Raw genomic sequence first — 17,525 nt, 5'->3', positions numbered from 1 at the left:
TGATCTTCGCACCTTGGCGCTGGTCTGTGACTGTCTGGAAATGTTCTTTAAAGTGGTCAATATGCATGATGCTCTCCCTAAAAAGGGAGTATATGATCACACCTAAATGTGAGCGTCAAATTGATCGTTGAATTACCTAAAAAACGTTCACGTTCTCACCCTGTTTACGCCCTAGTTCTTTGCTTTTCAAAAAAGCCTTTACTTGTTTATCGTTCATTTGCTTCGGTCCAAATTGGTGACTAATGTATTCAGTCACCACTTTAGTCCCATTTATGTTGAAACAATAGCAAAAATCTGAAACAAGTAAAAACAAGGTTTAAATAAAAAAACCTGTAATAACAGGCGTTATAACAGGCGTAATAACAGGGTTTAATGAGCCGTAGTAAGGGTTTGAGGTCTACTCTACGTTTTGGAGCTGAATGTAGATTGTAATTGTTAAATTATTTTAAATCAGGTAGTTGAAGGTATTGTTTTCTTTGTTTTACATTTTTAACCACCGATTTGACCACCATTGATTATCCAGCTATCCACTTTGGCTATTCCTTGATGTTCACATATTGTGAACTAAGCTTGGTTTAGGTATAGTGTTCACATATAGTGAACAAACTGGATAGTACATGCACGTTATAAGTAAGCAACCTTTTGAAAATGCGAAAAAACTCTATCCAAACGATTCCGATGCACTAGATGCAACGTACAAGGTGTTAAAAGAGAGTAAAGCAAAAAGCCCAGATGAGCTACGAAAAGTCTTTCCGTCACTAGACAATTTTAAATACGTTGATAAGTGGTGGGTGATCGACATTGGCGGTAACAACTTAAGGCTTATTGCATTTATCGAATTTGTAGGAGGTCGATGCTTCATTAAGAACATTGTCAGCCATGCCGAGTACGACCGTATTACAAAGCAATACCGAGAAAAGAAACTGAAGAGGTAACCTTATGTTAGATATCGCTGTGTTAGACAAAGCCGCTAACCAACTGAACCAAGTTATGCCTTGGGTGAGTGGTATCTCTTCGCCTGAGCAATATCAAGAGCTGATTGCCACGATGGAAGTACTTATCGAAGATTATGATGCTCATCAGCCAGTGATCGACTTGATGTTTCCGGTGATTGAAAGATACGAAGAAGAAGCGGAGCAGTTTAGTGAATTTAATCAAGCTATCGAAAAACTAGAGCCAGGCATCGCCATGCTAAGGGTTATTATCGATCAGCATCAATTGACGTTAAGTGACTTCAAAGAAGAGATTGGTGCAAAATCGACGGTATCGATGATCTTAAGCGGAAAGCGTTCCCTCACGCTCAACCACATTAAGGCACTATCGGCGCGTTTTGGTGTGTCAGCTTCATTGTTTATTGGTTAGTATTTCCTGGGCATTACAGTATCTAAAATTCGCAAAATTACGCTATAATAGACATTATTGTATCCATTGAGGTTGCGTATGAACTTTTCACTTTTAGATGATACCGATGTAAGCCAAGCTTTTGCTACTCATCTGCGGGGTTTGCGTAAACAAGAGAAGCTATCGCGAGAGGCACTGGCACTGCGTAGTTGTGTACCTGCTTCGACCATAAAAAAGTTTGAACTCACCGGGCAAATTTCATTTCGTCAGCTGCTGCTTTTGTGGCAGTCGCTGGATTCACTAGACAGGCTTTATCAACTGACACAAACAACGGCTGACCGCAGTGCTTTACCGACCAGTATAGAAGAGGTGCTTAAAGATGAGCTTTAAATCCATTCAAAAGTTGAATGTGGAGCGCACTCTCACAACGGGCGAAACTGTATCGGTGGGTGTATTAGCGCAAAACCGCCAAGGCGTTTTCTTTCAGTACGATCAAAATTATCTAAGCACGTTTGGCAATTTATCCCCTTTTACTCTTCAAGGAGATGTGCGATTACAGCAAGCACCGAAAGGACCACACCAAGGCATTCACGGCGTTTTTGGCGATAGTCTTCCCGATGGTTGGGGTTTATTGTTGCAAGATCGAGTATTCCGCCAACAAGGTATTTTGCCGGCACAAGTAACAGCAATGGACAGGCTGGCTTTTGTTGGCCTGCAAGGAATGGGGGCATTATCTTTTACCCCTGTATCAGAGCTCTCATTAGATCAGCGTTCAGATATTGATTTGGAAACACTTGGTCTTGAAGCACAAACCTTGTTTGACCAGTCCCTCTCTGATGAGTTAGACGGTAGCACTGCGCAAGTGTTAGCAACCTTGGTAGCCGTTGGCAGCTCCGGCGGTGCTCGCCCTAAAGCGCAAATTTATATGCCCGCTGGAGACGCGACACAATGCCGTACCTATGCACAGCCTGGTGATGAAGCATGGCTAGTTAAGTTTACCTCGAAGAACTTGACCTTGGGCCACGAAGAAGGTTTGTGTGAAGCGGTCTATTTAGAAATGGCTGAGCAGGCAAAGTGTCAGCCACCGATGTGGCAGTTAATTGAAGCACCTGCAAGTAGCGGTGCTAGAGCATGGCTTGCGTTAAAGCGTTTCGATTATTTACCCGCGCAGGAGAAGGCTGGGCGTTTACATATGCACAGTGCCTGCGGCTTATTGGATGCTGATTTTCGAAGCCCGAGCTTAGACTACAGCGATCTGATTAAGGCCAGCCGTCAACTCTGTAAGTCACCAGCGGCTGGGCAGCTTCAATTTCGACGCGCAATGTTTAACTTATTTGCCGCGAACCAAGACGATCACAGTAAAAACTGGGGCTTTTTACAGGCCGATGATGGCAGTTGGCAACTTGCCCCATTTTACGATGTAACCTTTAGCCCTCACCCTTTTAACGAGCATGCGACTGCCTTCGCCGGATACGGAAAAGCGCCACCACTCAAAGTGATGCAAAAGATCGCGGCTAGCGCAGGCTTTGCTAATTGGAAGGAAGCACAGCAATGCATTCAAGAGGTAGTGGATGCTATTAGTCAGTTTAGGCAGCTTGCTAAGCAACACGGAGTGAGTAAGACCACTGTGTTAGCGATAGAAAAAACACTTGCAGATCGTAAGCAAGAAAATGCGGCACTTTTAGCTTGAGATGATGTTGGTTTGAGGTGACGTAGCATTAAGATAAATAAGACGAGTAGATAAAACATGAAACCAGGTCGAAATGAACCTTGCCCTTGTGGCAGTGGTAAAAAGTACAAACGTTGCTGCATGAACACTGTTTCTAAGCAACACGCATCTATGCTGGATGACATTGAGCAAGTTGCCGCCATGAACCCTAACTTGTCTATAGAAGAACTCAATATCGTTGCACAGCAAAAAATGAAGGCGGCTAATGATCGCCCTCATCCTGATTTCTGTGGCCTTTCGCCAACACAAATGAGTAATTGGTTATATGCATCTTTCAGTGAGCTGGAAGGGGTAACAATACATACACCAGATGACCTAAGAACCAGCCCAGTGATGCGTTACTTAGCATTGATATTAGACGAAGCCATGCAAAACGATGGCTCTTTTAAAGCCACCAGCAAAGGTAACTTGCCGACAAAAATTGTTAAGCAGGCTAGTGAGCTATTACCAGAATTTGCAGTCTCTGAATTTGAACGACACATCAGTATCAGTGAATATGCAGGCAGTAACGAAGATAAGTTTAATGCATTGCATTACAGCCGAGTGCTGGCAGAGATTGCTGGTATTATTTATCGTCGCAGTGGCCGTTATCATGTTAAAAAAGCGGCTCAAAAGCAGTACCTAGCACACGGTATTCAAGCGTTTTTTATCCCTATGCTCGAAGCTGCAACCTCTCAGTACAATTGGGGCTACCTAGATGGATGGGAGCACGATATTGACCTAAGAGCCTTCTGGCTATTTATGCTGTGGCGATTGCAACGTCATGACAATACAGAACAATTGATTGAAGAGGTAATGATCGCATTCCCAGACTTACTGCTGAGATGCCCTGAAGATGGGTATTCATCTCCGAGTCAGTTACTAGGCACAATGATTGAATCTCGCTTTATTAAACGCTTCCTGGAGTTTTGGGGCTTTGTGACGCTTGCACCAATGAGGCATATTGATGATTTTCGGATGCCAAATAAAGTAGAAGTGCAACCATTGATGAAGCAAGTTTTCCAATTCGATGTTTAGCGTGAATTAGAAGAGCAAGGTAAGGTCTTTTAGCTTAAGAGTTTTCCACGTTGTTCGAGAACGAGAGTAATCGTACATAGGCTTATTTGTTTGATGACTGCTTCATAACATCAACGAAACATGTTGTTTTAGTCCGGTTTTAGCTTTCAAGTTTATGATAAGTATAAATTTAAATTTGCTTGATCGTTGCTTGATCGTTGCTTGATAGCTTTCTTAGAGCTGGCTTTGTATATCGCTTGCGTCAACCTATAAGTAAAACCAATACAGATATATTTCATCTTCCTGGATAAGCCGACAACCAGGAAAATATGATGGAAATTATTCAAAACCGCAGTGACCGCTTTCTTCGACTACGCGATGTCATGGAAGTTACTACACTGTGCCGTAGCAGTATCTACCTCTTGATTAGCGCAGGTGACTTTCCTAGCAACTACGCCATTATGGGTAAGCGAAAAGCCTGGCTAGAAAGTGAAGTACAAGCATGGCTTCAAACCAAAATCACACCGTATAACTGAGAGCCTGTTACAAATGAGGCGACATTGTGCCGCCTCCACTTTAGGAATATTAGTTGTCTGTTAGTGATGAGTGTTGCTCTTGAATAAGTTCTTTAATTACCGTTCTTTCGCTCTTTTTTTCGCGTTTTGATAGCTCTTTTAATTGAGCCTTTGATTTGCTGCTTAGGCCAATGCTTTTAGTCTCTTCAGCGTTATCATTGCCATTTTTTCTCACCCATGCCTTTCTCAGTGTTTCGATTTTTTTAGCGGTATCTTTGGGGTGCTGTAAGAGTTTCAAATCTAAATAAGTGAGTAGTGCATCATGCAGGCTTTCAGTGTCAGTGATGATCCAAGGGAGCTCGAATTCGGCATCTTTCGCCTGAAGGTTGTGGTGAAGCCATGCTATTTGCTCGGTATTGTCATGTTCAATCCAAGAATGGTTTGCATTTAAGAATACCTGTTGCCAGTCAAACTTTAACCGTAAAATAATCTCGCCAAGATCGAAGAAGTGATAATTATTATCCCCCCGGCACTTTACTTGAGCTGAACTTAAATCGTAGAAAGCCTTAAGGATGGCTTGGAGGCGACTGCGATGTGAGCCATAGCTGCTTGTAGGAATGACAGTATCGGCACCAAAACCAGTAGATAATGAATTGACAAAGCTTTCATCTTCAATGCGTGTAAAGCTCTTCTTTTGAGGCTCCTCTATCCACACATCTTCGTTATGGTCTTCTTGTGTGTGCTTGTCATCATCGTAGTCATTTATGTCGTACGTCTCTATAGCTGGAAGCTTTTCTACATCATCAAAGTTGTATCGATCTCGTGTACGTCCAATGTTTTTCTTGTGAGTAATCCCAGTTGAAAGTTGAGACAAACTTGACGAATCAACAGTGCTTAAAGGGGCTAAATAGCGGTCCTGAAATTCATGTCTATTCAAAAGCATCATAAAACAAAAGCCTGAAATTCTAGGTGAGTTAATCCAATCCAAAACATCGTCACTAGGGTTGATTTCCTCTTGATAAATGAGCGTTAAAAGCCTTGCATGCTTCCTCGCTTTAACTTCTTCATCAAAGTGGTTTAAGAGTGAATTTTCCGCAGCGATCAAACTGCCGTGCGGTTTCGGAGAATGGGAATTATTACCTTGAATTAACTTGGCTATTTCTGTGACTTAAAAATCGGACTCTTCTTTGCTTCTAGTGTTGAAAAGTGGTCTTTTTTTCATGACTCCCCCATTCGTTTTGATTGACTTACCTTAAATTAATTATGTTACTTATTGGTATTTTTTACTATAAATTACGTACTATTTAGCTCTAAATCGGTTCTTTTTTGTTGGTTTTTTTAAGTTGATCACTAGGTTTTATTGAGGTGTCGGCTGTTTTACTGGGGATGATTGCATTTATCGTTGCCTTGGTATTGCTTAAGTGGCTAGTGAAACACAATTAACGAGACAAAGAGATTGGTTAGCCTATGAAGTAACGTCGATGAATTCATCCAATAACGCCAGACCAAAACGAGCGACTTTTGAGGTGGTTTTTAACTGCTGCTATAGAAGAGGGAATTGAGTGACGGGATCACCTAAATGATGTCGGTATAGTTATATACATGCCTCTCTCTTAGTGAACATACCTTAGTATGGTCACCTGATAATCCAGTAAATAAATACAACAGATCTTACTTATGATAACCAACCATGGGTAAGTAAAAATGAACAACAACTACTTCAAAGGGTTGCCCATTCAAGGCAACCTAAATGACTACAGCGAAAGATACTTAGACAAAACAATAGATACATTGAATCATGCATGTGATGAGAACAAACGCGTCTATGCAGTACGGATTGATCTTAAGATGCCACAAGCTCCTCAAGAGCTTGATTGCTTGAGTCGAGATGAGATCGTCAGCCAATGCCGATTTAGAGATAGGGTTATCTCACGGTTCACCGATTCGCTTAAAGCAAAAATTAAAGCGATGGACCGCAGGTACGAAAAAGCGAATCGAAGAGTACGCCCTTCAGGCGTTCGGTTTATTTGGGGTAGAGAGCGAGATACATCAGTAAATGATCATTACCACATGGTATTGCTTTTTAACAAAGAGAAGTTCCATAAGCTAGGTGACTGGGAAAGAAGAGATACTTTAGCGGGGATGATTCATGATGCTTGGGCTAGTGCGTTAGGTATGGATTATCACAACGCGATTGTGTTGGTGCATTTTACCAAAAGTGGTGGGTATTATTTACATCAAGGTACCTCCGAGTTTTCTCGTCAGTATGAGGAGCTATTTTACCGTTTAAGTTATCTAGCAAAAAAAGATACTAAACACTATGGTGAGGGACACCGTAATTTTGGTACCAGCTATCGGTAGTGATGAACGGAGAGCGTTTAGTCCTCCATTGTTTTAATCAAACCACGATGTAATGGCACTCCAGGTGTTACCTACAACCGCAATGGGTGCAAAGACGACATCAATAGTTGTCTCTACAGTACCCGTTATAAGCTCGCCAGTGGCACCGATGATTTCACCATCACTTAGTTTATCGTAAGTATTGGTTAGTGTATCAACGGTACCCTTGTATGCAGCCTCAATAGGCTTGGCGACAAGATCCCCAGGAGCCCCTATAACGGTGTTGACGCTATCAGGTAAGCCAATGTATTCCCCGACGTACTTAGCCCCTGTAGAGGCGATAGCGATAGTTCCCAGTGGACCTTTCGCAAACTGTTTAGCTGATTGGCCGAGTAAGCCCTGTCTAGCAGCAACATGAGCGATTGCATGACCACTGCTACTTACTTGGTTAGAGGTGTGCCGTTGCTCAATGCAGTGGTTGACGAAGTGTTCACAATTGTTCGTGGCTACATCATAACCACGTTTACCTAACTGCTGGCTTGCGTAATCAATGGCATCTTGTGGATAGGGCGAACGCCGTTTCACTCTGATTTCTTTCTCATCAGAAAACGTAGCTAAGCAACTGAGTATGACTTGCTTAGCGTGAGCGCAAAGATGGATTACTTCGTCATTGCCGATGTATAAGCCATGGTGCTCAGTAATCCCCAGTACATCAACGTTCACCACCAGGTGATCGCCAGGTTGTAAGTGTTCCATGATAGAACCTCTCTTAGTTACAGTTCGAGTGATACGAAGTCTTTGTCGACTTCATCTTGAGTAATACCGATATAACGAAGCGTCACGCCCTCAGAGGTGTGGCGTAGCATCTTCATCACGCGACCGATATCTTTAGTGGATTGGTAGAGGAAGTAACCTCTCGTCTTGCGCATGCTGTGGGTACCCAGCGCAAGCTTGAGTTCTTGCCCCACTTGCTGAAAGGCCATAGACACCGCACGCCGAGAGATCGGCTGCGGAGGTTTATGTTTTAGTTGCTGGCATCGATGTGATTGAAATAGGTACACATGGTCGGGGTGCTTCTCTCGCACTTTGGCAATGTGTTCTCGTGCCTTGGTGTTTAACTGGATGTTTGCCAGCTTGCCCGTTTTGCTTTCACGAATAATGAGTCGGTCATCATTAATGTCTTCAAAGCGGATAGAGAGTAAATCGGATATTCGTAGTGCCAGGTTTAACCCAATGTGCCAAACGTCAGCCATTTGCGGATTACAACGAATAGCGAGTAAGTGGCCAATGAGTCGAATGGTGTCGTCGTCTTTGATCGCTTGGACCTCAGCCATAGTCTGCTTCCTTTTTTGTCTGTAGAAGGGTGTTTTGGGAAGCACAGAGAGGCCGATACCGCTAAACCCTTATGTAGCAAGGGTTTCAAGCTTCCCGTTTTAACAATATGGGAAGCAGCAATATCAGCCGTTATCTGTGCTGGTGGATGTTGTTAGAAAGTGGAGTTTAAGTTTTGGTGTGTTGAATTGGCGATTAATGACCTCGTACTTCAACTTGGTCATAAGCGTCAGTATCTAGGTAGTCAACAAAGTTGTCTTCCCACAACGGGTAGAGCTCAACAATTGCAGGTGAACAAATACCCGTCCAGCCTATGTACCGAGTAAAAGCCGCCGAGTTGCCAAAATCAAAGTCGATATCTCGCTCAAGTTCAGGGTAAGGGTCACCGCAGTAACTAAAGTCAGTGATGTACAAGATCGTGTAGCGATTGTGGGCATCTTTGCTTAATGATATCTCTACTGGATGAAAGCCACCTTTTTCAGCGCTGTAGCCTTTGTCTCTAAAGTTAATCACGATGTAATTGTCGCCGACGACTTCAGTATATTGGTTCAGCACATCAGCCAAGCGTTTCAATAACGCATTGGAGATGGGTAAAGCGGCTTTGTTAAATGACAAGCTGTTTGATGTGTTGCTGAGTAGTGATTTAGCTGGCATAAGCGCCTCCTAACTCTTACAGACTGATTGATTGTTATTCATATCCAGTTCCTTTCAGCAAAAGAGACACAATGCTCACCAACCACAATGTGGTCGAGCACTCGCACGTCAATTAACCCCAACGCATCAACTAGCCTATTGGTAATGCGTTTGTCCGCTCTAGAGGGTTCTGCGATCCCCGATGGGTGGTTATGAGCCAGGATAACCGCAGCTGCATTAGCATTGAGGGCGGCCTTTACCACTTCTCTTGAATAAACACTTGCTGCATCAATGGTGCCAAAGAACAGCTCTTCAAAGCGAATAAGCTGGTGCTGGTTATCCAGCAGCATCAGGGCAAACACTTCACGATCATACGAGCCAAGCTTTAGCTGTAGATACTCTTTCACGTTATCAGGGTTCGTGAAGGTGCCTTCACGCTTGTACTTTTGTGCGAGCGCTTCAGCTGCGTGTTCTAGCAGTTCATTGAGGCTAGAGGTTTGGTGTGCTGGGTATTGATGATTAGTTGGAATGGCAGATCGAGATATACGCATAGGGACCTCCTATATCTGTTAATTAAGTTTTATCAACTGGGCTATGCGTAGTGATGAAATATATCTGAAAGGATTTTGAATGTAGGTTGTCGGGAGTGGGGGATAAGGCAGGGGGAATCTAGGTAAAAAAATAATGGTGAGTCCTTGGTATGAACGAGTTAATACATAAGGATTCCCAACATGAAATTTCTAAAACTACAACAAGTCATAGATAAAACGTCACTTTGCCGCAGCAGTATTTACCTTTTGATTAAAGCAGGTGACTTCCCTAGAAACGTCACGGTCATGGGCAAGCGTAAAGCTTGGCTTGAAAGTGAGGTTGATGATTGGATGATGAGTAAATTAGAGCATCCTGAATTGGAATGTTAAGGATGAAACTTTTGTCTGCGAGCAAGAAGAGAGCGTAACGCTCTCTTATGCCATTATTGTCGTAATGATAGCGTCGTGCTGATCTCTTTACTGCAAATAGTTCTTGCCTTAAATTAGTTGCTTAGCTAATTTATATAAATTAGCTAAAAGTATGTAACCGTATGCAAATCAAAGGCACAACAACATGACCGAGCAAGCCATTTTCGACAGCATCAAGCAAGCCTTAAATGATGCCCCTCGCAATCAATACACCGCAGAAATGCACCTGCAAATGATCAAGTATGCTGATGATCTGAAAAGCATCACAGCTAAAGAGTTCTGCGAAGGCGTGGGCTTAAAAAGTAGCTTCGGGACTGAATTTTCCAAAATGCGCAATCTAACCACTCGCTTAAAAGCGGCTGGCTTAAATACAACACAATTGTAACTGCCCAACTCTCATCAAGGTTTTCAAAAATAATGGCCATTAAAAAAACAGAACTCTATTCATCCCTTTGGGCAAGCTGTGACGAACTGCGTGGTGGTATGGATGCCAGCCAATACAAAGATTACGTACTGACCATGTTGTTTATGAAGTACGTATCCGACAAATACAAAGGCGACCCTTACGGCATGATTGTGGTGCCAACTGGTGCCAGCTTCGATGATTTAATTAAGCTTAAAAATGATAAAGAAATTGGCGACAAAATTAACAAAATCATCGCAGCCCTTGCCGAAGAAAACGACTTAAAAGGCGTGATAGACGTAGCCGATTTTAACGACGAAGACAAACTTGGCAAAGGTAAGGAGATGGTTGACCGTCTTACTAAGCTGGTAGGTATTTTCCAAGGCTTAGACTTGTCAGATAACCGCGCTGATGGTGATGATCTATTGGGCGATGCTTACGAATATCTAATGCGTCACTTTGCGACAGAATCGGGTAAATCTAAGGGTCAGTTCTATACGCCTTCAGAAGTATCTCAAATTCTAGCTAAAGTGGTAGGCATTACTAAGGACACCCCACAAGATGCGACAGTGTATGACCCTACTTGTGGTTCAGGCTCTCTACTATTAAAAGCCAGTGACGAAGCACCACGCGGTTTATCTATCTTTGGCCAAGAGATGGATAACGCCACCAGCGCATTGGCACGCATGAACATGATTTTGCATAACAATGCGACGGCTAAAATCTGGAAAGGTAACACCCTTGCTGACCCGCAATGGAAAGACGCCGCAGACAAGTTGAAAACATTCGACTTTTCAGTAGCCAACCCTCCGTTTTCCAATAAAAACTGGACCAGTGGCCTAAACCCAAAAGACGATCTGTTTAAGCGCTTTGTTTGGGGTACTCCACCAGAGAAAAATGGCGATTACACGTTCTTGCTGCACATCCTTACCAGTCTAAAAAGCACAGGTAAAGGTGCGGTTATTTTGCCGCATGGGGTGTTATTCCGTGGTAATGCTGAATCTGATATTCGTGAAAACCTAATCAAGCAAGGCTACATAAAAGGCATTATTGGTTTACCTGCTAACCTGTTCTACGGTACGGGCATTCCAGCTTGTATTATTGTTATCGATAAAGAGCATGCTCAAAAAGCGGTCGCAGATCCAAAGGGGACAATGCAAGGCCGCTCAATCTTTATGATTGATGCAAGTAAGGGCTTCATTAAGGATGGCAATAAAAATCGTCTGCGTAGTCAAGACATTCACAAAATCGTAGATGTGTTTAATAAGGGGTTAGAGCTAGAGCGCTTTAGCCGCTTAGTCAGCGTTGATGAAATCGCTAAAAATGACTACAACCTTAATATCCCTCGTTATATCGACTCAAGTGAGCCAGAAGATCTACATGATTTAAATGCCCACCTACAGGGCGGTATCCCAAATAAAGATATCGATGCCCTTGAGCATTTCTGGCAAGTGTTTCCAAATATTCGAGCCACTTTGTTCGGTGAGAAACAAGGTCAAGCTGCGCGTGAAGGCTATAGCCATGGTTTAGTAGAAGCGAGCAAGGTAAAAAGCAGTATTCTGGCTCATCACGAATTTAAAGACTTCGCTAACCGTAGTTTGTTGCCTTTTACGGCATGGGCTAAGCAGGCACAACTTAGTGAGATAAAGCAAGGTGACAGCCCTAAAGAGCTTATCCATGAGATTTCTGAGCAACTACTTACAGGTTACGCTAACAGCGAATTGTTGAGTAAATACGACATTTACCAAATTCTCATGGATTACTGGGCCGATACATTGCAAGACGATGTGTATGTGCTGGTACAAGATGATTGGATCGCGGGCAAAGTACTGCGTGAGCTGGTGGCCGTTAAAGGCGAGAAACTAAAAGAAACACCAGATTTAATTATAGCCAAGAAAAAATACAAAGCTGAACTAATCCCACCTAGCCTAATGGTGGCCCGTTACTTTGCTGATAAGCAACAGGCTATTGATGAACTACAAGCCAAACAAGATGCGGCGACCCAAGCGCTTGAAAGTTACCTAGAGGAACAAGGATCAGAGGACGGTTTATTGGTTGAAGCTATTAATGATAAAGACAAAATCACCAAAGCTAGCGTAGCCGCAAGAAGCAAGATCGCAACCGATAGTGAAGAGCTCTTAGTACTGAAGCAAGCGACTAAACTGTTCAATGCCGATGCTACCGCTAAGAAGGCAGTGAAAACTGCAATCGAGGCCTTAGATTTAGCTGTGTTTGGACAATATCCAAAACTGAGCATTGAAGAAATCAAGACTTTGATTGTGGATGATAAATGGTTAGCTACCCTGCAAGCTAATATTGTTGCTGAGATTGAGCGCGTAACCCAGCAAATGGCCAATCGTGTAAAACAGTTGGAAGAGCGTTACAGCGCACCACTGCCAACACTCACGAATTCGGTTGATGAATTGAGCGATAAAGTAGCAGGCCACCTCAAAGCCATGGGATTGGAGTGGGCGTTATGAGTTCATTGCAAGTAATACCTGACGGGTATAAACAAACAGAAGTTGGAGTGATTCCTGAAGATTGGGATGTTTCTCCCTTAAATGAAGTATGTGGCTTTGGAGGTGGCACTACACCACCAAGGGCACAGCATGACCGATACTTTGTTAATGGGTCTAATAATTGGGTTAAAACGACAGATCTCAATAATTCACTAATTGATGTTTCTGAAGAACAGATAACTGATTTAGCGTTATCAGAAACAGGCCTTAAAAAGCACCCTGTTGGTTCTGTTTTAGTGGCTATGTATGGTGGGTTTAATCAAATAGGTCGTACTGGCTATATAACAAAACCATCCGCGATTAACCAAGCTTTGGTTGCTGTTAAGCCAAAGCCTAAAAAAATAAACTCTTACTATTTATTGTCTGAGCTAAATTACAATGTCGACTACTGGAAAGGAGTAGCTAGTAGCAGTCGTAAAGATCCCAACATAACTAGTAATGATGTTAAAAACTACGTGATTGCTTTACCTTCTATAGAAGAGCAAACCGCCATCGCAAATGCTTTGTCAGACGTAGATGCGTTACTGAGCGAGTTAGAAAAGCTCATCGCCAAAAAACAAGCGATTAAAACCGCTACCATGCAGCAACTACTGACAGGCAAGACTCGTTTGCCTGAATTTGTTAAGTATGAAAATGGGGAGTCTAGTAATCACATTGAAGAAAACAACCTTCCAAATCAGGTGGGTAGTGCTCCAGATGGATGGGGCCTAGTTACTTTAGGGCAAGATGCAACATTGAAAGCTAGAATAGGCTGGCAGGCATTGACAACTAAGGAGTACTTAGAATTTGGACCGAGATTTTTAGTTACGGGGACGGACTTTAATGCAGGTCTTGTTGACTGGAATAGCTGTTGTTACGTAAGCGAATGGCGTTACAAACAAGATTCTAACATTCAATTAAGAGAAGGCGATGTGCTTGTTACAAAAGACGGGACAATTGGTAAGGTTGGATATGTTAGTAAGCTCCCACTTGAAGCAACTCTAAATAGTGGTGTTTTTGTTATTCGACCTAAAAATAAAAAATTTGTACCAAAATTTTTATTTTACGTACTCAATTCTAGTATTTTTACTGACTTCATTAGAGCTATTACAGCAGGCTCTACGATAACTCACTTGTATCAAAGAGATTTTGTTAATTTTGGCTTTTATGCTCCAGCCGAAGAAGAACAAAATGCTATTGCCACTATTCTCTCCGATATGGATGAAGATATTCAGGCACTAAATCAACGTTTATCGAAAATTCGCCAAATCAAACAAGGCATGATGCAAGAACTGCTCACGGGTAAGACAAGATTAATTCAAGGAGAAGCGCATGACTGATTATCAAGAAACCGAGCTCGATGAAGAATTGATCGCTCCAGTTTCTGAAGAAGAACCTGAACTACTTGATGAGGTGATGCGCCCGTTTAATCCGACAGATATTGATATCGTCGCTGAGCCGAAGTCATTGGATACCTTGATTAAGCGAATTGATCACAATGAAATCGACATGAATACTGATTTTCAGCGCCATGCGGAGCTATGGGATAACCGCAAGATGAGCCGTTTAATCGAATCTATTTTGATTCGGTTCCCATTACCGGCATTCTATTTTGATGCGTCCGATGAAAATAATTGGCTGATTGTTGACGGATTGCAGCGGTTATCGACTATTCGCAAATTTGTATTAGATAAAAAGCTTCGCCTCAATGGGCTGGAGTTCTTAATTGAACTCAATGGCAAAACGTTCGATAAGCTACATCGCCAATATCAGCGCCGTATTGAAGAATGCCCTGTTACTGTGTACATGATTAAACCGGGCACGCCTGAGGATGTTAAATATTCGGTGTTTCGCCGTATCAATACGGGAGGGTTGACGCTCAATAATCAAGAGATCCGTAATGCGCTCGCTAAGCCACGAGACAGAGAACTGCTCGAAAAATTAGCCAATTCAGAATGCTCAAAAGCCATGCTAGGTGACCTTTCTAAACGTATGAAGGATCAGGAGCTAGTGTTGCGATTCTGGGCATTTTATCGCTTTGATTATCTAGACCCTAAAAACAAAAAAGAAATCGCTTCGTTTTTAGATAAAGCCATGGAAGACATCAAGAAAGGCGATGATACCTACCGCGCAGAGTTCAAAACTAAGTATTCAACAGCGATTGAGCGCTGCTACCAGCTTTTAGGAGAAAAGGGGTTTGAAAAAAATCCTAATTCAAGAAGACGGTCAAAAAATGCCACTTTATTTGAAGTTTGGATGATTATGTTGGCTAAATTAACTGAAAGCGAATTTAGCCACTTAGTTAGTAGGCAATTTGAGTTTCAAGAAAAGGCACGAGATTTATTGGAAGATGCTGAGTTTATTAATGCTATTAGCTACTCTACTCAGCGCAAAGAGCATGTCGAAATACGCTATGAAAAAGTTAATTCGTTGATTAAGAAGGTGTTGAATGATTGAGTTCATTAATATTCAGAATTTTAAAACTTTGTTGAATGCCAGCTTTCCACTACGGAACCTGAATTTGTTTTCAGGCCTTAACGGCATGGGTAAATCGACTCTTGTACAGAGCTTGTTGCTTCTCAGGCAGTCTTACGAACGAAATACCCTTAAAAGCAAGGGGCTTCTTTTGAATGGCGATTACGTCAATATCGGCACCGGGAAAGACGCTCTTTCCAGCTTTAGTGAAGAAGAAGAGATTATTTTCACCGTGAAGTGGAGCGAGAAGGAACAACCCACACGGATTGAGTTCGACTATCAACACGACACGGATCTTTTGCCGTTGCGCAAATCAGGTATTGACGGAGATGCTGAGTCTTTGAGTTTATTCAACTCTAATTTTCAGTATTTATGTGCCGATAGATTAAGCCCACAAAGTCATCACCAGTTGTCTGAGTTTCATATTCGAGATTTGAAATCGCTTGGCCATCATGGTGAGTTTGCGGTTCATTTTATCGCGGTCAATGGTGCTAAAGATCTGGGAATTGAAGCTTTACGCCATCCAAAGGCTGTTTCAGGAACTTTGCTTGCCAATATTGAAGCGTGGATGTCGGATATTACGCCCGGTTTAAAAATCAAAGCAGTGGCGCAACCTCAGTTTAACTCGGCGAGCTTAAGTTACTCTTTCAACCAAGGTAAAGAAACGACCGAAGAGTTTAAACCGCAGAATGTAGGCTTTGGCTTGAGTTATGTGTTACCTGTTGTGACCAGTATTTTAAGTGCGGCAAAAGGTGATTTGCTGATTATTGAAAACCCTGAATCACACTTGCACCCCGCTGGACAATCATTGATGGGTAAACTGTGTGCCATCGCAGCAAATAATGGTGTGCAATTAATTGTAGAATCCCATTCCGATCACTTCCTCAACGGTATGCGTGTTGCTGTTAAGCAGAAAGTGATTGCTGCTGACGATGTAAAAGTCTTTTTCTTACAGCGAGATGTTCATAATCCCATTCATGCCTCAGAAGTTATGTATCCCAATATTGATGATGAAGGTCGAATTGACTGCTGGCCTGAAGGTTTCTTTGACCAATGGGATAAGGAACTGGATCAGCTGTTATGAGCAATGGGATTGTGCTGAACCATCACTCTTTGCCGTTTGCCAGCAAAGAGGATGCAGATAATGGACTATTGGCTTTTTTTACAGTGCTTAAAGTTTGCCGAACTGCTGGGCTAAAAATTTTGTTGGTAGATGAAGATCAAGATAAGTCGCTAATGGGATTGGAACTAGCGGATGGATACTTTGTGCGCAATTGGTTTGCCTCGGCAAGCAAGGTTGAGGAGCTTACGGATTGGTGCCGGTTTCTTAAATCCCTTGAAACGAAACAACCACTTTTTGAAACCGTGGATCTTGAAAGTATTGGTGGTACGGTGGAAGTTGGGTTACCTAGAGAGGATTCAGGCAAGTCTGTGCTATTAGCCGCGTTTTATCTTGAAACGTTCCTTGCCAGTTTCACGGCTCTGGCCGCTTGGGCAAATAGTCACATTAAAGTCTGGGTTTTTGATCTAGAAGCGACACCAGATCAAAGAGAAGAAACACTTTTAAATCTGAGTGGTTCTGCGAGTTTAGAAGCGCATGGTGATGAATTAAAACAGCGTCGTAATGCGCTGTTAAATACCGCTAAGGATATTTGGCTGAAAAGAAAGGAATTGTTTCCTCATATCACTTTGTTGTCAAATCAAATAGGTACAAGTTTGCAAGGTTGGTCTGCTAGAACGGATGTATTATTCAAGGCGCGTGATGCGCTAAATGTACTGGAATCGTTTGGTGAAAAATGGCTTGCTGGTGAGTATGTTGAGTACCGCCATGAGTATTTAAGAGACGTGGGCTTGGCAGCTGAAGTCAGTGGTGAATCTAACAGTGTAAATGATGATCCCAAAAAGAAGAAAGAGCGCATGTTTTGGTTAGATGATGGGCGGCAGGTCTATTGCGAGAATCATGTAAAACTACCTGATGGATACCGTCTGCATTTTTATGCTGATTCAGCAAGTAAGCGGATATATGTGGCGTATTTAGGGCCGCATCTAACTTTATGAATTTAAGGAAACTCAAAACAGCGCCACAGTGAGTTGAGTGATTAAAGATGCAGTCAGTAGCGGATTGGTTAAGCCATATGATCCTGGAGCTGGGGCAAAAGCGATGCGTTATGTACCGCATTGGAGCTAATTTGCTTGATCGTTGTTTGATAAAATAACAATAACTTATCGGTCAATTGCTTTGTTCTAGCTTAAGTGGTTGATTTATATGGTTGTAATTTACTTGAACGTTGCTTGATAGCTATT

At 42.5% G+C, this 17,525-nt stretch carries 19 protein-coding genes; 14 read left to right on the top strand and 5 right to left on the bottom strand.

All coding sequences use genetic code 11. From position 1 onward, the window contains the following. Positions 1–617: 617 nt before the first annotated feature. The 6 genes from AB4238_RS19290 to AB4238_RS19265 all read left to right on the top strand — a co-directional run bounded on the left by AB4238_RS19290 (position 618) and on the right by AB4238_RS19265 (position 4,602). Positions 618–935 (top strand): type II toxin-antitoxin system HigB family toxin, encoded by a 318-nt coding sequence (locus AB4238_RS19290; protein ID WP_017102430.1) that lies wholly within the window; start codon positions 618–620, stop codon positions 933–935. 4 nt (positions 936–939) lie between these two features. Further along, positions 940–1,362, top strand: a complete 423-nt coding sequence (locus tag AB4238_RS19285; protein WP_372034895.1) for a type II toxin-antitoxin system HigA family antitoxin — start codon at positions 940–942, stop codon at positions 1,360–1,362. Positions 1,363–1,440: 78 nt separating this feature from the next. Beyond that, positions 1,441–1,731 (top strand): helix-turn-helix domain-containing protein, encoded by a 291-nt coding sequence (locus tag AB4238_RS19280; RefSeq protein WP_372034893.1) that lies wholly within the window; start codon positions 1,441–1,443, stop codon positions 1,729–1,731. Further along, the gene (locus tag AB4238_RS19275) at positions 1,721–3,031 is read left to right on the top strand and encodes a type II toxin-antitoxin system HipA family toxin (RefSeq protein WP_372034891.1); all 1,311 of its coding nucleotides are present in this window, start codon (positions 1,721–1,723) and stop codon (positions 3,029–3,031) included. The genes AB4238_RS19280 and AB4238_RS19275 overlap by 11 nt, the downstream gene beginning before the upstream one ends. 57 nt (positions 3,032–3,088) lie before the next feature. Continuing rightward, entirely contained in the window at positions 3,089–4,087 is a 999-nt protein-coding gene (locus AB4238_RS19270) for a YecA family protein (RefSeq protein ID WP_372034890.1), read from the top strand. Between the two features lie 308 nt (positions 4,088–4,395). Further along, positions 4,396–4,602 carry a helix-turn-helix transcriptional regulator gene (locus AB4238_RS19265; RefSeq protein WP_372034888.1) on the top strand — a complete coding sequence of 69 codons (207 nt, stop codon included), beginning with the start codon at positions 4,396–4,398 and terminating at the stop codon, positions 4,600–4,602. A 49-nt stretch (positions 4,603–4,651) separates the two neighbouring features. On the opposite strand, the gene AB4238_RS19260 is transcribed toward AB4238_RS19265, so the two are convergent. Then, positions 4,652–5,686, bottom strand: a complete 1,035-nt coding sequence (locus tag AB4238_RS19260; RefSeq protein ID WP_372034886.1) for a hypothetical protein — start codon at positions 5,684–5,686, stop codon at positions 4,652–4,654. Positions 5,687–6,285: 599 nt separating this feature from the next. On the opposite strand from AB4238_RS19260, the gene AB4238_RS19255 reads away from it, so the two are divergent. Beyond that, positions 6,286–6,942 carry an inovirus Gp2 family protein gene (locus AB4238_RS19255; protein ID WP_372034885.1) on the top strand — a complete coding sequence of 219 codons (657 nt, stop codon included), beginning with the start codon at positions 6,286–6,288 and terminating at the stop codon, positions 6,940–6,942. A gap of 33 nt (positions 6,943–6,975) precedes the next feature. Here AB4238_RS19255 and AB4238_RS19250 read toward each other — a convergent pair whose 3' ends face one another. The 4 genes from AB4238_RS19250 to radC form a co-directional block, all read right to left on the bottom strand. Next, a complete protein-coding gene (locus AB4238_RS19250) occupies positions 6,976–7,677 on the bottom strand; it encodes a lecithin retinol acyltransferase family protein (RefSeq protein WP_372034884.1) in 702 nt (233 codons plus the stop codon). Between the two features lie 17 nt (positions 7,678–7,694). Then, on the bottom strand, positions 7,695–8,255 hold the full coding sequence (locus AB4238_RS19245) for a tyrosine-type recombinase/integrase (protein ID WP_372034883.1): 561 nt from the start codon (positions 8,253–8,255) through the stop codon (positions 7,695–7,697). Between the two features lie 193 nt (positions 8,256–8,448). Then, positions 8,449–8,907, bottom strand: coding sequence for a DUF2787 domain-containing protein (locus AB4238_RS19240; protein ID WP_372034882.1), 459 nt, complete (start codon positions 8,905–8,907; stop codon positions 8,449–8,451). A 38-nt stretch (positions 8,908–8,945) separates the two neighbouring features. Next, complete coding sequence (gene radC / locus AB4238_RS19235) at positions 8,946–9,437, bottom strand: DNA repair protein RadC (protein ID WP_372034881.1); 492 nt, start codon at positions 9,435–9,437, stop codon at positions 8,946–8,948. A gap of 180 nt (positions 9,438–9,617) precedes the next feature. Between radC and AB4238_RS19230 the strand changes: the two genes are divergently transcribed. The 7 genes from AB4238_RS19230 to AB4238_RS19200 all read left to right on the top strand — a co-directional run bounded on the left by AB4238_RS19230 (position 9,618) and on the right by AB4238_RS19200 (position 17,279). Beyond that, positions 9,618–9,806, top strand: a complete 189-nt coding sequence (locus AB4238_RS19230; protein ID WP_372034880.1) for an AlpA family phage regulatory protein — start codon at positions 9,618–9,620, stop codon at positions 9,804–9,806. A 184-nt stretch (positions 9,807–9,990) separates the two neighbouring features. Continuing rightward, positions 9,991–10,230 (top strand): hypothetical protein, encoded by a 240-nt coding sequence (locus tag AB4238_RS19225; RefSeq protein ID WP_017086799.1) that lies wholly within the window; start codon positions 9,991–9,993, stop codon positions 10,228–10,230. Positions 10,231–10,262: 32 nt separating this feature from the next. Further along, a complete protein-coding gene (locus AB4238_RS19220) occupies positions 10,263–12,728 on the top strand; it encodes a type I restriction-modification system subunit M (RefSeq protein ID WP_372034879.1) in 2,466 nt (821 codons plus the stop codon). Next, positions 12,725–14,086, top strand: coding sequence for a restriction endonuclease subunit S (locus AB4238_RS19215; protein WP_372034878.1), 1,362 nt, complete (start codon positions 12,725–12,727; stop codon positions 14,084–14,086). Before AB4238_RS19220 ends, AB4238_RS19215 begins: the two co-directional genes overlap by 4 nt. Further along, positions 14,079–15,203, top strand: coding sequence for a DUF262 domain-containing protein (locus tag AB4238_RS19210; protein ID WP_372034877.1), 1,125 nt, complete (start codon positions 14,079–14,081; stop codon positions 15,201–15,203). The genes AB4238_RS19215 and AB4238_RS19210 overlap by 8 nt, the downstream gene beginning before the upstream one ends. Continuing rightward, positions 15,196–16,305: a DUF3696 domain-containing protein gene (locus AB4238_RS19205; protein WP_372034876.1), complete on the top strand. Its 1,110-nt coding sequence runs from the start codon at positions 15,196–15,198 to the stop codon at positions 16,303–16,305. The genes AB4238_RS19210 and AB4238_RS19205 overlap by 8 nt, the downstream gene beginning before the upstream one ends. After that, positions 16,302–17,279: a hypothetical protein gene (locus AB4238_RS19200; protein WP_372034875.1), complete on the top strand. Its 978-nt coding sequence runs from the start codon at positions 16,302–16,304 to the stop codon at positions 17,277–17,279. Before AB4238_RS19205 ends, AB4238_RS19200 begins: the two co-directional genes overlap by 4 nt. Positions 17,280–17,525 lie beyond the last annotated feature (246 nt).

The organism is Shewanella sp. 10N.286.45.A1 (assembly GCF_041470405.1).
Lineage (GTDB): Bacteria > Pseudomonadota > Gammaproteobacteria > Enterobacterales > Shewanellaceae > Shewanella.
The sequence above is the reverse complement of the archived record's forward strand: the minus strand, read 5'-3'. Positions and strand labels throughout refer to the sequence as shown.